At 71.9% G+C, this 14770-nt stretch carries 14 protein-coding genes; 2 read left to right on the forward strand and 12 right to left on the reverse strand.

The genetic code is table 11. The features are described 5' to 3' along the window. Positions 1-87: 87 nt before the first annotated feature. From RM445_RS17810 to RM445_RS17820, 3 genes are all read right to left on the reverse strand, one after another. A complete protein-coding gene (locus tag RM445_RS17810; protein ID WP_311557670.1) occupies positions 88-1023 on the reverse strand; it encodes a coiled-coil domain-containing protein in 936 nt (311 codons plus the stop codon). Between the two features lie 437 nt (positions 1024-1460). After that, on the reverse strand, positions 1461-1649 hold the full coding sequence (locus tag RM445_RS17815) for a hypothetical protein (RefSeq protein WP_311557671.1): 189 nt from the start codon (positions 1647-1649) through the stop codon (positions 1461-1463). Between the two features lie 82 nt (positions 1650-1731). After that, a complete protein-coding gene (locus RM445_RS17820; RefSeq protein WP_311557672.1) occupies positions 1732-4575 on the reverse strand; it encodes an ATP-binding protein in 2844 nt (947 codons plus the stop codon). Positions 4576-4742: 167 nt separating this feature from the next. On the opposite strand from RM445_RS17820, the gene RM445_RS17825 reads away from it, so the two are divergent. Continuing rightward, a complete protein-coding gene (locus RM445_RS17825; RefSeq protein ID WP_311557674.1) occupies positions 4743-6038 on the forward strand; it encodes a M23 family metallopeptidase in 1296 nt (431 codons plus the stop codon). Here RM445_RS17825 and RM445_RS17830 read toward each other — a convergent pair. After that, the gene (locus RM445_RS17830) at positions 6035-6289 is read right to left on the reverse strand and encodes a hypothetical protein (protein ID WP_311557676.1); all 255 of its coding nucleotides are present in this window, start codon (positions 6287-6289) and stop codon (positions 6035-6037) included. The genes RM445_RS17825 and RM445_RS17830 overlap by 4 nt on opposite strands. Before the next feature lie 395 nt (positions 6290-6684). Between RM445_RS17830 and RM445_RS17835 the strand changes: the two genes are divergently transcribed. Then, complete coding sequence (locus RM445_RS17835) at positions 6685-7155, forward strand: hypothetical protein (RefSeq protein WP_311557678.1); 471 nt, start codon at positions 6685-6687, stop codon at positions 7153-7155. Here RM445_RS17835 and RM445_RS17840 read toward each other — a convergent pair. The 8 genes from RM445_RS17840 to RM445_RS17875 all read right to left on the reverse strand — a co-directional run bounded on the left by RM445_RS17840 (position 7053) and on the right by RM445_RS17875 (position 14764). Next, positions 7053-8462: a sensor histidine kinase gene (locus RM445_RS17840; protein WP_311557680.1), complete on the reverse strand. Its 1410-nt coding sequence runs from the start codon at positions 8460-8462 to the stop codon at positions 7053-7055. The genes RM445_RS17835 and RM445_RS17840 overlap by 103 nt on opposite strands. An 11-nt stretch (positions 8463-8473) precedes the next feature. Further along, a complete protein-coding gene (locus tag RM445_RS17845) occupies positions 8474-9199 on the reverse strand; it encodes a response regulator transcription factor (RefSeq protein ID WP_311557682.1) in 726 nt (241 codons plus the stop codon). Positions 9200-9304: 105 nt separating this feature from the next. Further along, complete coding sequence (sbnB, locus tag RM445_RS17850; RefSeq protein WP_311557683.1) at positions 9305-10336, reverse strand: 2,3-diaminopropionate biosynthesis protein SbnB; 1032 nt, start codon at positions 10334-10336, stop codon at positions 9305-9307. After that, positions 10336-11331 carry a TauD/TfdA family dioxygenase gene (locus tag RM445_RS17855; protein WP_311557685.1) on the reverse strand — a complete coding sequence of 332 codons (996 nt, stop codon included), beginning with the start codon at positions 11329-11331 and terminating at the stop codon, positions 10336-10338. The genes sbnB and RM445_RS17855 overlap by 1 nt, the downstream gene beginning before the upstream one ends. Before the next feature lie 23 nt (positions 11332-11354). Further along, positions 11355-11558, reverse strand: coding sequence for a hypothetical protein (locus RM445_RS17860; protein ID WP_311557687.1), 204 nt, complete (start codon positions 11556-11558; stop codon positions 11355-11357). Further along, on the reverse strand, positions 11555-11875 hold the full coding sequence (locus tag RM445_RS17865) for an acyl carrier protein (RefSeq protein ID WP_311557688.1): 321 nt from the start codon (positions 11873-11875) through the stop codon (positions 11555-11557). The genes RM445_RS17860 and RM445_RS17865 overlap by 4 nt, the downstream gene beginning before the upstream one ends. Positions 11876-12060: 185 nt before the next feature. Further along, a complete protein-coding gene (locus tag RM445_RS17870; protein ID WP_311557690.1) occupies positions 12061-13656 on the reverse strand; it encodes an acyl-CoA ligase (AMP-forming), exosortase A system-associated in 1596 nt (531 codons plus the stop codon). Between the two features lie 103 nt (positions 13657-13759). After that, positions 13760-14764, reverse strand: coding sequence for a TauD/TfdA family dioxygenase (locus RM445_RS17875; RefSeq protein WP_311557692.1), 1005 nt, complete (start codon positions 14762-14764; stop codon positions 13760-13762). Between the last annotated feature and the right edge of the window lie 6 nt (positions 14765-14770).

Consider the following 14770-nt stretch of genomic DNA (forward strand, 5'->3'; position numbering starts at 1 on the left):
CGTCCGCCTCGGGTGTCGGTGGCGGCTACCACGACCGTCAGCACCCTCAGCCGGTGACCACCGCGCCCGCCACAGCCGTGGGCGCCCTTAGCGGGGGGCGGCGCCGAGGGCCTCGGTGAGCACCGCCCGCAGCTCGTCGGCCGGCAGGGACCGGAGGCGGGCGGCGGCGAGCTCGGCGCGCACCGTCTCCAGCTCGGCCCGCAGCCGGTCCGCCTCGGCGTCCGCTCGCGCGCGGAGCGCCGACTCCGACTCCACCCGCTCGAGCGTCGTCCGCAGACCGCCCTCGGCCGCGCGGCGGGCCTCCTCCGCCGCCGCGGCGGCCCGGCCGGCGTCCGCGGCCCGCCGGGTGGCGTCGTCGCGCGCGGCGACGGCCACGGCCACCCGGTCCCGCGCCTCGGCCTCGGCGGCGGACGCCGTGGCCCGCAGCTCCCCCACCTCGCCGCGCAGACGGTCGTTCTCCGACCGCAGGGCCGTGAGCTCGTCGCGCAGCTCGCCCGCGCGGGCCACCGCGGCGTCGCGCTCGGTGTCGGCCCGTTCGGCCCGGCGCGCCGCCTCCGCCGCCTGCTGTCCCGCCCTCGCAGACTGCCGCTCCGCGGCGGCGCGGGTGGCGGAGGCCTCCTCGGCCGATTGCTTGGCGGCCCCCAGCGCCTCGGTCGCCTCCAGCGCCTGCCGGGCCGCGGCCGCGGCCCGGCGCACGGCCTCCTCGCGGTCCTGACCGGCCTGCTCGGCGGCCACCCGCGCCTGCTGCGCCAGCTCGTCGGCCCGCTCGCGGGCGGCCTCGGCGGCCACCCGCTCGGTGTCCGACTCCGCCGCCCGCCGGTGCGCGACCTCGACCGCGGCGACGGCGTCGCGCTGCACCTCGTCCAGCCGGGCCGACACGGCGTCGAGCGCGCCGGCCAGCGCTCCCACCGGTGCCCGCACGGCGTCGACGTGCTCCCGCAACCGGTCGGCGTCGAGCCGGAACGTCGTCCCGCCACCGTCGAGGCCCAGCGCGTCGAGGGCGTCGCGTTCGTTCCGCGCCATCTGCGCGCATGTGCGGCCGCCCTCCCAGCGGGTGTCCCGGCAGAACGACCGGGGTCGCCCGCCCTGAGGCCCCGGAGTCGGGAGCTCGGCCCGGCAACGGCTGTAGCTGCATCGTGCGGCGGTGTCGATCACGACGAGGACGGTATCAGTTGCGAAATCAGAACTAGAACTGGTTATTGGTTTCTACGCGTAGAACTACTCACCAACGAAACCAGTGTTTCGTTGGCGGAAGTCGAGCCCCGATCCGCGATCCGTGATCCGCGCGGGAGCCGGTGAGGGGGCGCCCCATCCCAGTCACCCAACCCCAAGAATGCTGCGAAGACGGCGAAGGCCCGAGGGACGACGGCGTCGGTCCAGCTGATCATCAGCACGTCGTCGGGACGGGCCAGCGCCTTAGGGCCGGGCCCGGGAGCAGTCGCTGCTCGGCCGCCGTCTGTTCAGAAGCCCGACTCGGAGCCGGCCCCCTCGCCGTCGGGCACGTTCAAGGCCTGCTCGATCGCCGTGATGAGCCCGAGGCGGCCGCTGAACCGCCGCACCGGACCGCCCTCGAGGACCGTGACCTCCCCGGAGATCACCGATCCCTCGACGACGACGTCGACGTGCAGGTGGACGGTCCGCGCTTCCATCTCCCGCACTGTCGTCGCGGCGAGGGGCAGCGGCGTCAGGGACGGCCCCGAAACCTCGTCCCCTAGGCAGGGTCGGACCGCGTCAGCCGTCGACGACGATCAGGCCGGCAAGGTCCCCGCGGGACGCCACGCCGAGCTTGCGATAGGTGTTCGACAGGTGGATCTCGACCGTCTTCGTCGTGACGAACAGCTCCTGGGCGATCGCCTTGTTCGAGCGGCCGGATGCGGCCAGTGCCGCCACCCGCCGTTCGCTCGGAGTCAGCGCGTCGACGCCCGTCGCGTGCCGGGAGAGCCGCTGCCCACCGGCGGCCCGGAACTCCTGGATCGCCCGGTCCGCGAGCGGAGCGGCCCCACACGCCCGGGCGAGACCGGCCGCCCGCTCCAGCAGCGGACGGGCCGGCGTCGGCTGCCGGCTGCGCCGCAACAGGCCGCCGTGGGCCAGCAGGGACGCGGCGTGCTCCAGCCGCGCCGACGACCCCTCCGTCACGGCGGTGGCCTCCTCGAGCGCGGGCAGCGCCTCCGACGAACCGGCCAGGTCCAGCGCAACTCCGAGCGAGCGCAGCGCGGCCCCCAGCCCGGTCGGCGCTCCCCATACCCGGGCCGCCGCGACCTCGTCGGCGGCTCGCGCCAGTGCCTCCTCCGTCCGTCCCAGTCCGCCCAGCGCCCGGGCCGACAGCGATCCCCACGGCGCCCAGACCGGGTTCACGACCGGCCGCCGGCGTTGCGGAACCTCGTCGAGCACCGCGAGCGCCTCGCTCCACCGCCCGTCCGCGAGCAGCACCTCGACGATCCCGCGGATCTGCTGCAGGTCACCGTCCGAACCCGCAGGCCACTCCCGCGTCAGCCCAGCCAGTCGACGCGCCTCGGCCAGCTTCCCCCGCGCCACCAGGACCCGGACGAGAAAGCCGATCCCGTACGCCGCGCCGGCTTCGTGATCGCCACCGCGCCGCTGCGTCGCCACGCGGTAGCGCCGCAGGCTCTCCTCCGCGTCCTCGAGGTCCCCGCGTTGCAGCCGGCCCCACCCCTGCCACAGCAGCACACCGGAGATGGTCATCTGCGACCCGTGGGTGTGTCCTTCTGCCAGCGCCTGCGACCACACCTCCACGGCTCCCGCGTCATCGGCCAGCGCGAGCACCCCGGCGGGGATGTGGGTCATGAACGACGGGTCGTGGCGCAGCAGCACGCCGTCGCGGAGGGCGTACCGCGCCTCCTCGACACACCGGGCCGCGGACCCGCCGGTGAGCGCGAGGTCCCAGGCGCGGACGGCGGCGAGCATCCGTGCCCCGAGGCCGTCCGAGCCGGACACGGCAGCCGAGGCGGCCAGGGCACGGCCGTCGTCCGTGGCGCCGAAGGCGACCGCGTACAGCTCGAGGGCGGTGAGGGCGTCCCGCCGGTCCGCCAGGTGCGGCGGCAGCTGCATCCGGGCCCGCTGCGCGACGGCGACCGCCTCGTCCGGCGGCCGGGTGAACAGGAGCATCCGGGCGAGGACCTCGGCGATGCGGGCGCGGGCCTCGGGATCGGTGGAGACCTCGTACGCCGCCGCGAGATGGACCGTCGCCTCCTGCGGCTCGTTCGCGAGCGCCTCCGCCAGTCCCAGCCGCGTCACGAGCCCCGGTTCGCGGTCCGCCGTCGCGGGCTCGGCGAGGGCACGGCGCAGGTACGACACCGCGACGTCGGGCGCGCCGCGGCTGAGCGCCGTCGCAGCACTCTCGCTCAGCACGTCGACGATCCACGACCGGGCGCCGGGCGGCAGCAGCAGCGCGTGCGCGGCGATCTCCTCGGCGCTGCGCCCGGCGGCGTGCAGCAGGCGGGCCGCCTCACCGTGCCGGGCCTCGAGCTCGAGGGGCGACAGGTCCTGGTAGACCGCGTCGCGCAGCAGCGGGTGGACGAAGCCCATCGGTGACTGCGGGCGGAGGATCTGCGCGTGCACGAGGGACCGGGCCGCCTGCTCCACCCCGGCGGTCGACAGCCCCGTCATCCCGCGGAGCACCGCGAGGTCTGCGGCCTCGCCGAGCACGGCGACGGCCTGGGCGAGCGCCACGGCGCCGGCATCGAGCCGGGCCAGCCGCAGCAGGACGGTCCGGGACACCGCTCGTGGGCCGAGGTCGGCGACCACGTCGACGGGCGCGACGTCCGGGCTGATGCCGTCGGCCCGCATCGCCCGGCTGAGCTCGTCGAGCAGGAGCGGGTTGCCGCCGGTGGCCCGCAGGCAGGCCTGCGCGAAGTCCGCGCGGGGCGCGACGCCCAGGCGTACGGCGAGCAGGTCCGTGACTCCTGCCAAGGAGAGCGGCTCGAGCGCCACCACCTCGGCCCGCTCCTCACGGGCCAGTTCCGCGAGGAGCGCCGCCTGCTCCGACCGCTCCCCGGTCCGCGCACCGACGACGACCACGAGGGTCAGGCCGTCGAGCCGGCCCGCGAGATAGGCCAGGAAGCGCAGGCTCGGGCGGTCGCACCACTGGGCGTCGTCGACGACGAGCGCCACGGACTGCTCCGCGCAGACGTTGACCGTCAGCCAGTAGAGCCCGTGCAACACCGAGTGCGAGACGTCGTCGGCGACACCGCCCGGCGCGGGCTCCACCGGCGCGTCGAACACCGCCGCCGCGGAGTGGGCCGACCCCTCCAGCCAGGGCGTCGTCGCGCGGAGCCGCGTCTCGAAGAGCTGGCGCACCACCCCGAACGCATAGGTGCTCTCGAGTTCGCTGCACCGTGCGAACAGCACGGCCGTGCCGTCTCGTCGCCTGCGGTCGCGCACGGAAGCGAGCACGGCGCTCTTGCCGATGCCTGCGGGGCCCTCGACGAGAACCAGCCGCCCGTCGCCCGTTCCGGCGGTCTGCTCGGCCTCCTCCAGGACGCGCAGCTGCGCCTCGCGCTCGATCAGCCGGGCGCGGGGAAGCGGGGAGCGGGCCTGCCCCCTGACGTTCCCCATGACGCTCATACTGCCGCGGACGGCTCCTGATCTTCGAGGACACGTTAGGGGTAGAGGTTTCGGGTTGGCCCTGATGCCCGCGACACGTCATCGCGGCACGGTCGAGGATCACCACTCATCGCGCCCCGAAAGGCGTCCCGATGCCTCGTTCCTCGGCCCTCCGCACCGTGACCGCGACGGTCGCGCTCACCGTCGTCTCCGCCACGGCGGCCTGCACGGGCGCCGGGAATCCCGCGCCCGCGGCATCGCCGACCTCCGGTGCGGCAGCCTCGCCGACCTCCGGCGCGGTGTCGGCGGCGAACCCGTCCGGCGGCGGCATCGCCCCCGGCACCCTCTTCACGCCGTTGGTCGCGTCCACGTACACGACCCCGGCGCCCGTCCGCGGGACCGACGGCGCGACGCACCTGGCGTACGAACTGGCACTCACGAACGCCCTCCCGATCCCGTTCCAGCTCGAGCGGGTGGACATCCGGGACGCGGCCACCCACGCGCCGATCACCTCGGAATCCGGAGCGGCGCTCGGCGCCGACGTCACGCAGCTCATCCACACGAGCCGGGAAGCGGGCGACCCGCCACCCCCGACGACCGAGCCCATCGCCCCGTCGAGCACCTCGGTCGTCTGGTTGGACGTCACCGTCCCGGACGGCGGCCCGCCGCCCGAACGGCTGGAGCACCTGGTGGTCGGGTCGATCCAGCCTCCGGGCGCAGCGCCCGTGCACGCCGAGTTCGTGGTCGGCACCGTCGACGTGGCGAAGCAGACCGCTCCCGTGCTCTCCTGGCCGGTGGACGCCGGCGACTGGTACATGAGCGACGGCTGCTGCGCCGACGACACCCACCACCGCCGCGGGCTCGCCCCCATCAACGGGTCCTACATGGTGCCGCAGCGCTTCGCCATCGACTTCTACAAGCTCGACGACCAGCACCGGGCCTGGGTCGGCGACCCGTCGAAGCTCGCGAGCTACGTGACGTACAACCAGCCGATCCTCGCCGCCGCAGCCGGCACGGTCGTCGCGGCCCTGGACGGCCTGCCGAACAACGACCAGCTGCCCAAGCCACCGGCCATCCCGAGCATCGACCACACTGTCGGCAACCACGTCATCGTCGAGATCGGCCCCGGGCAGTACCTGCTGTACGCCCACATGGACACCGGGTCGGTCGCGACGAAGGTCGGGGACCGGGTCGAGAAGGGCCAGCAGTTGGGCCGGATCGGGACGAGTGGCAACTCGACGGTCCCGCATCTGCACTTCCAGGTGCTCACCGAGCCGACGTTCTTCCCCGCGGACAGCACGCCGTTCGCGTTCGACCGCTTCGAGCTGACCGGTCGGGTCACCCAGCGGATCTGGGACGACATCATCGGCCTGCAGCCCGACGGCACGATGCCGTTCGAGGCGGCGGCCGACGGCGGCGCGCGGACCGACGAGATGCCGCTGGACCGGGCCGTCGTCCGCGTCTCCGCCGGCTAACCGGCCAGCCGCAGCCGGAACCCCCTCGGGGCGACCGGCAGGGTGAGCCACGCGCGGCGGTCGAGCAGCCGGTCGATGTCGGTGCGGCAGACCTCGACGAAGTCCGGCGACTCGACACCGCCCGTGGCGACGCGACGGCTCAGCCGCACGAGGTGGCCGTCGACCGTGGCGACGTCGGGGCAGTCGTAGCGGGCGCCGCGAGTGCCGTGCACGATCCGCAGCGGGTCGAGATGGCGGGCCGGCGCGAACATGCGTCCTCCTGACGTCGGGTGCTTGGTGAGAGCGTCCGTATCGGGAAGGACCTGCAGGGTCGGCACGTGATACCGCGGCCGAGAACTCAGAATGCCGGAGCGGGCCCGCGGTGCCCAGGTACTGAGATGCAGGGCATGCTCACCTGGCCCGCCACCGGCGCACGGCGGCGAGCGCTCCGACGAGAAGGGCGAGGGCCGGCAGAGCCTGCCAGTTGCCGACGAGCCCCAGGTCGTTCACGGCGTTGAACGAGGCGTGCGCGACCGTCCGCAGTATCGCTCCGCATTTACCCTCACCTTGCCCGGCGTGAGTCCAACGCTTGCCGCCCACGGCGTAGCGTCCGGCACAGCTCAGATGCACATCCGGGCCGTGCTGCGGACCCGACGGGAGGATCGCGGTGGACCTCCGTTTCGCGGTGTTCACGCGCATCGCGCGGGACGACGTGCTCAAGCGGCTTCTCGTGAACTACGCGGACCGCCTCGACGATCTCGCGGTCGGGGACGGCACCGCGAGCGACACCTGCTACCTGACCCTCGAGTGGTCGGCCGACGACCGGACGACCGCGCCTCCCGAAGCCGAATCGGTGACGTTCCGGGCGCACGTACCTCGTCACCATCGCGAGGGGGCTTCGTGCCTCGACGTCGTCATGTGCAGACTCGAGGCGGCTCTGGCCGCGGGCGGAGCGGACGGCTCGATCAGCATCCTGCGCCGGCGGTCCCCTGAGGTCGTGGAGAGCGGCGCGGACACGATCTTCAAGACCACGACCTACGACATCTCACCGGTGCCGCGGCCAGTTGGGCCGGCGTACCCGATCGACCACGGGGCGACCGGTTCCGGGACCACCGGCGCCCCGGGCGACGGCAGGTGATCGTCGGTCCTGCTCGTCGCCGCCAACCCGGTGGGCGGCAGCAGGAGGGTGAACACAGGCGGCGACGATCGGGTCAGCACCAGCCGACCGTGCTCGGCCTCGGCGAGGCGCCGCGCGAGCGCCAGGCCGATGCCGTGCGTGTTCGCGGTCTGCACCCGCCGGGTGAACAGGACGCCTTCGGACACCTCCACCCCGGGTCCCTCGTCGGAGACGTCGATCGCCACTGCCTCCGCCGCGTCGCGGATCGTGATCGTCACCGTTCCACCACCGTGGGTCGTGGCGTTGTCGACGAGCACAGCGAGCACCTGGCGGACCGCGGCGGCCGAAGCGCACGGCCTGGTCGACGCCCCCGGGGCGATCCGAAGATCAAGGTCACGGCCGTGCAGGGCCAGACGGCCGGCCCACTCGGGCGACAGCTCGGCGAGCAGCGCAACCAGGTCGAGCGGCTCGACCCGCTCGTTGCGCTCGCGGGCCAGCGTGAGCAGCTCCTCGATCGTCGCCTGCAGGCGGTCCGCGTCGACCAGGCTCGCGCCGATCGCGGAGCGCAGGTCCCCGTCAGGCCCCTCGAGACCGGCTTCGAGGCGGAGCCGCAGGCCCGCGAGCGGTGTCCGCAGCTGGTGCGACGCGTCGGCCGAGAATGCCCGTTCGCGCGCGAGCAGGTCGTCGAGCCGGCCGGCGGTGTCGTTCAAGGCGCAACCCACCGCGTCGATCTCGGGTACACCGCCCCGTCGGACGCGCACGCTGAAGTCGCCGTCACCCAGCCGGCCCGCACCGACGGCGAGCTCCTCGAGCGGGCGCGACAGGCGTCGGGCCTGCCGACGCGCGACGAGCCAGGTGGCTCCGATCGCCAGCGCTGCGAGTGCGGCCATCGCCGTCCACACGGCGGCCACCTTCCGCTGCATGACGGCGTGCGGGGCGGTGGCCTCCACCGCGCCGATCATGTCGCCGTCGTGGGTCACGGGTACCGCCACGACCAGGCGGTCGTCCCTGGTTCCGGTGCCCACCCGGCCGGCCAGCGCATCGGCGAGCTCAGGCCCGGCACCGGTCGGGCCACGGCCACCCAACAGCTCGCCGTCGTCGTCGTAGACCGCCAGTTCGATTGCACCCTGCCGGCTCACGTAGTCGATCTGCTCGTCGTCGTAGACGTCACCGGCCACGACGATCGCGACCGCGTCGGCGACGCCCTGCAGCTCGCTCCGCTCGGCCTGCAGGGCGTACCGGAGGACCGCCACCCCCAGCGGCACGCCGAACAGGCCGATGGCCAGCACCGAGGCCAAGATGGCGAGACCGACGATTCGCGAGCGCACGCTTCCTCCGTCTACGAGGAAGGGGTGCTGGGAGCATCCGGCGCCAGCTCAAGCCGGTACCCGTAGCCCCTGATCGTGACGATCTCCGGAAGCTCGGCTCGGGCGGACCCGGCGGCCTCGAGGATCTTCCTCCGGATGGCGGCGACGTGGACGTCGAGCGTCTTGGTGGAGCTGCCCCAGTACGCATCCCACACGTCGGCCATGAGCGTGTCGCGGCGCAGCGCCACGTCGGGCTGCGCCATCAGGCGGGCCAGCAGGTCGAACTCCTTCGGGCGCAGGTGGAGTTCCCGTCCCGCGGCCGTGGCCCGGTGCCGCCGCAGGTCCACGGTCAGGCCACCGAGGCGGCGGACCGGTGGAGCGGTCGAGCCGGCGTCGCTGCGGCGCAGGTGCGCGCGCACCCGGGCGTGCAGCTCGGCCAGCCGGACCGGCTTGACCAGGTAGTCGTCGGCGCCCGCCTCCAGCCCCACCACGACGTCCATCTCGGCTGCGCGCGCGGTGAGGATGACGAGCACGCATCCGGGCTGGGAGCGCCGAAGCCGCCGGCAAACCTCGATGCCGTCGAGGTCCGGCAGCCCCAGGTCCAGCAGAGCGAGGTCGACGGGACCACCACCGGCCCGCGCGAGCGCCGCGGTACCCGTCCGCTCCCACGCGACGTCGTAACCATGGCTGCCCAGTGTCGCAGTGAGAACCTCCCCGATCGTCGAGTCGTCCTCGACGAGAAGGATCTGGTTGACCATGTCGACCTCGCAGTCCCCTGCACGGCGGGGTGGGGACGTCCCTGGCTCAGCGCGCGCCCGCCACCGCGTACTGCGCCGGTCTCCTTCCGGTCCGCCAGGCCCCGCTCATCCGTACCGGTTCAGGTCGTGGAAGAAGTCGTCGACCACGTGCAGGTCTCCCGAGTGCGCCACCTGGTCATAGACGTACTTTCCGACGGCAAGGTCGAGCACGCCCAGGCCGAACGGGGAGAACACCACCGGCCGGTCCTCGGGCACGGTGATCCGTCCGCAGATCACATCTGCCAGTGTTCCGGCGAGGAAGTCCCGGTTGCCAGTGAGCTGCTCGGCCAGGTGCGGCGAGGTCTCCGCCTTCAGACAGTGCTCGATGTCGTCGACGATATTCACTGCGCGGAGCAAGACCTCCGGCGCGAGGTCGCGCAGCGAGACGTGCAGCACGACCGGGCCATGGTCGAACCACGAGGGATCATGGACGTGCGGCCGAGCCGCGATCGTGGTGAAAACCACCAGGTCGCTCGCGAGGAGCACACCCTTAGCGCTGTCGTGCACCGTGATCCGGCCGGCGGTGCCTGCCCGGTCCAGGTAACGGCGGAAACCGTCGGCGCTGTCGGCGGACAGGTCGTGGATCCCGACCTCGTCGAACGACCAGTCGGTGCCGACGAGGAACGCATGGACGTAGCGGGCGATCAGCCCCGTGCCGACGAAGCCGACCCGGGCCGGCCGCGCCCGCCCGCGGGTGAGGTGCTTCGCGGCCAGCGCGGCCGAGGCGGCCGTGCGGGTAGCACTGATGATCGAGCTCTCCAGACAAGCGAAGGGGTAGCCGGTGGCGGGGTCGTTCAGGATCAGCACGGCCGACGCCCGCGGCAGCCCGACCTGCACGTTGTCCGGAAAGCTGGAGATCCACTTCAGGCCGTCCACGCGGACGTCACCGCCGAGCGAGGCGGGCAGCGCGATGATGCGCGCGGTCGGGCGGTCCGGGAAGCGTAGGAAGTAGGAGGGGGGATTCACCGACTCACCGACGCCGTGCCACCGGTACGCGGCCTCGACCAACTCCACGAGCTGCTTCTCCCGTCCCGCTAGTGCGCCCTGCACCTGCGCGCCGGAGATCACGCCGAACTGCGGCGCCGCCATCGGAGACATCAGAAATCACCTCCACATCTCAGCGGGAGATCGGCGATCCGCACCGGGTCGGCCATGCCGATGTAGACCTCCCGCGGCCAGGCGTAGGCCTCGCGGCCGTGGGCGGTGCGGATGTTGTCGACCAGCATCAGGTCGCCGTCCTGCCACGGCTCACGGACCGTGTGCGCCTCGTAGACGTCGTTGAGCAACGCGACAAGACGCTCGTCGATCGGGTCCCCGTTCCCGAAGAAGGTGTTGAACGGCAGCCCGTCCTCCCCGTAGACCTCGACAAGCTGCTCGCGCACAGCCGGATCGAGCGTCCACTGGTTGAGGAAGGCGATCTGGTTGAACCAGCACCGGCGGCCGGTCAGGGGGTGCCGCACCACCGCAGGGCGCCGCTGCCGGGTGCGCAGCCCCCCGTCGGCCCGCCAGGCGAACTCGATCGCGTTGGCCCGGCAGTAGCGCTGGACGTCCGGGAGGCTGCGGGTGCCGAATGCCTCGGCGAAGGTCGCCCCGATCTCGTCGTTGTAGCTACGGGTGAGCAACCAGCCCTCGCGTTCGAACCGCGCCACCAGCGCAGGTGGCAGGGCCTCGAGCACCGTCCGAGCGTCCGCCAGGACGGTCGCCCCGCCCTCAACAGAGGCTGTGAGGCAGGCGAACAGCAGCAGGCCGGGAACCTCGAGGACGTAGCTCAGCTCGTGGTGCATGCACATCGGCAGGCCGGCGGGCCACCTCGTGGAGGAGTAGATCCCGCCTGGGTAGCGCTGCCGCGGTGCGAAGGCCTCCTTCTCGGTCATCAGTCCGCCCGTCAGCCCGGCGAACACCGCACCGACCTCGGTGCGGTCGCGCAGCCCGAGGCCGCGCACGAGCACCGCACCATGCTCGACCACGGCCTCGCGGAGCGCGTCGCGGTGCTCGAGTGCCCAACCGGCCGGATCGTCGGTGTTCGTCGGCAGGATTGCCAAGGGGGCAGCGGGCGCCCGGTCGACGTCCAGCAGAAACATCCAGGACGACATGTCCCTCTCCTTGAGATCGCGGTTCAGCGCGAGGGCACCGGTTCGGCGGTGCGCGACGGGTGCCGGTGGGCCGACAGCTGGCTCTGCCGTCGGTGCTCGGCACGCGGGTCCGCGATGATCTGTCTAAGTGCGGTGAGGTGGGAGTCGAGCATGCCCTGCCAGAACGCGCCGCCGGACTCGGTCAATGCAGCTCTTGAGCGTGTGAAGCCCGTGGTCGACGTCGTCATCGTGCGCCTCCTGGAGCGGCGGTCGTGGCTCCACAGAGCGGCTCGCAGCGCACCCTGGACTCCACGAAAGCCGTGAGTCGCCCGAGAGTCTCGAATACGTCGCTCGCGATCTCGTCGATCTTGATCTCGATTCCGAAGCGTTTCTGCAAGGCGACGATGAGCCTGACGACGGTGAGCGAGTCGAGTTCAGCAAGATTGCCGTACAGTCCCGTTTCCGGCTCGAGGTCATCGGCCTGGTCCTCGATGTCTAAAGTGGCCACCACGACAGCCTTGACATCCGCGAAGAGCGCCTTCGGGATCCTCGGTGAGCGAGTCATATGACTTCTCCTGATCGGTAGTGCAGTCCCGCGGCCTGCGATCTACAACAGCTCCGTGGGAGTCCTGCTGGTCCTGGGTGAGCCCGCGTAGCTGAGGTGGATGTCGTCCGGGAGGGCGCGGCGTAGTTCCTCGCCGCGGCGGGTGACGCTGGTGCGCTGGTCAGCGGAAAACGGGCCGGCGCCGGTCATGCGACCTCCTGGGAGCGGGAGGCCATGAGCTCGTGGCGGAGGAGCGCCCGGTCGAACTTGCCGTTCGGGGATCGGGGCAGGACGCCGCGGACCAGCACCTCGGCGGGCACCATGTACGCCGGTAGTACCTGTCGCAGGCGTACGTTCAGCGCGGCCGGGTCGAAGTCGGCGGGATCGCACGGTGTCACGACGAGGACGATCCGGTGGCCGAGTGTCTCGTCCTCGAGGCCGAGCGCGACGGCATCCTGGATCAGGCCGGTCTCGTACGCCACTTCCTCGATCTCCTGCGGGCTGACCCGATACCCCGATGTCTTGATCATGTCGTCACGCCGTCCGACGAAGTACAGGAAGCCCCACTCGTCGCGGACGACCACATCGCCGGACCAGACCGCGACGTCGGGCCTGCACAGCTCGCCCGCACAGTTCGGCGCCGGCCGGAACCGCTCCGCCGTGCGCTCCGCGTCATTCCAGTAGCCCAACGCGACGAGCGGTCCTCGGTGCACGAGCTCACCCGGCTCGCCCGGACCACAGAGGCCGCCGTCCTCCCGGACCACGAGGATCTCGGCGTTGGGGATGGCCTTTCCGATCGAGTCGGGCCGCCGATCCACCTCGCGGGGGTCCAGGTAGGTGGAGCGGAACGCCTCAGTGAGGCCGTACATGAGGTATGGCGCCGCGGTCGGGAAGATCGCTCGCAGTCTTTGCAAGGTGACGCGCGGAAGTCGTCCCCCGGTGTTGGCGAAGTAACGCACCTCGGCCACAGCCTCGGAGGGCCACGTCTGGGCTGCCAGCTGGATCCACAGCGGCGGTACGCCCACCAGCCCGGTGATGCGGTGTTCTGCGCACAGCCGGACGACATCTCCCGGCAGGAGGTAATCGGCGAGCACCACCTGGGCGCCGACGCAGAAGCCGGTCGTCAACTGGCTCAGCCCGGCGTCGAAGCTCAGCGGGAGGACGGCAAGGATCCGGTCGTCTGCGGTGTTGTTCAAATAGGTACTGACGCTCTCCGCACCGACGACGAGGTTGCGGTGCGACAGTACGACGCCCTTGGGGGCCCCGGTGCTCCCCGACGTATAGAGGATTGCGGCCACATCCGTGTCGACGCCACCCGTCGCAGGACACGCGACCTGGCTCGCGCGCTCGGCGGTCCACGACCAGGGCAGCACGCGGTAAGGGGCGCCTTCGTCCTCGACGAGCGAGTCACCCAGCACGAGGATGTGGGAGAGCGACTTGCAGGCAGCAAGGTCGCTCCGCAGAGCCCGCAGCCGGTCCGTGGAGGTCACCAGTACCCGTGCGGCGCAGTCGTCGAGGATGTGCCTCACCTGCCTGGCCCGCAGCACGGGATTCACCGGGACGAACACCCCACCGGCCCGCGAGCAGGCGAGCATTGCCACGACGGTCTCGATCCTCTTATCGAGGAAGACCGCGATGCGCTCGCCACGATCGAGCCCGAGGTCGCGTAGTCGAGCGGCCGCGAGCTCGGTCCGCTCGTGCAGATCGGTGTAGGAGATCGTGGTCGACCGCGCGGTCAACGCGGGCGCACCGGGGGTGCGTCGGGCGGACCTCGCAACGAGGTCCGACAACCGGATGATCATTCGGTGAATTCCTTCCTGCTCCTTGCGCCCCCCGTGGATTCGTCGACGCGGGCCACACCGTCGATGTCGGAGATGGCCGGGCACGGTCGCCCGAGAGAGGTGGTCATCCGGCGTTGACTGTGACGGTCGGCGAGCAGTCGGCAAGGCGCACCGGGTCGGCCATCCCGACCAGGACTGTTCGCGGTCCTGTGAAGGACTCCCGGCTGTGTGCGCTGCCGATGTTGTCGACGAGCATCAGATCGCCCGCCTGCCAGGGCTCCCGCATGGTCTCGGCCTGGTACACCTCGTTGATGAGCGCGACGACGTCCCCGCCTATCGCGTCGCCGCCCCCGAAGCGGGTGGTGAACGGCAGCCCTTCGGGGCCGTAGGTGTCGACGAGGAACTCGCGCACTTCGGGGTCGAGCGTCTCATCGTTGAGGAAGGCGATCTGGTTGAACCAGCAGCGCCGACCGGTGACCGGATGCCGTACCACTGCGCTCCGGTGCTGCCAGGTGCGGAGCCCTCCATCGGGTTGCCACTCGAACTCGATGGCATTGGCGCGGCAGTAGCATTCGACCGCGCCACGATCCTCGGTGCCGAACGCGTTGGCGACCGACGCGCCGATCTCCTTGTTGTAGTTGCGGACGAGGATCCAGCCCTCTCGCTCGAGCCGTTCGACGAGGTCGCGGGGCAACGCGTCGAGCACGGCCGTCGAGTCCGCCACACAGGTCGCCCCGCCCTTTGGGGGCGCGGACAGGCACGCGAACAGCATCTGGCCGGGAAACTCGAGCCGGTAGCTGAGTTCGTGGTGCATACACATCGGCTGGTTCGGCGGCCACTTCGATGAGGAGTACACGCCCTCGCCGTAGGTCTGCCGCTCCGCGAACGCCTCTCTCTCGGTCATCAACCCACCGGTGGCCAGTCCTCGGAACACTGCAGCGACCTCGGTCGCGTCGCGTAGCCCGAGACCGCGGATTAGGACGGCCCCGTGCTCGGCGACGACCGCAGCCAAAGCGTCGCGGTGCAGGGCTGCCCAGCGCGGTCCGTCGCCGATGGAATCGGCTTGCAGCATCGGGATCCTGCCGGGCTGCAGATCCACATCGAACGAAAAGGCTGTTGAGGACGACATCTCCGT

This window comes from Pseudonocardia charpentierae (assembly GCF_031845345.1).
Taxonomy (GTDB): Bacteria; Actinomycetota; Actinomycetes; order Mycobacteriales; family Pseudonocardiaceae; genus Pseudonocardia; species Pseudonocardia charpentierae.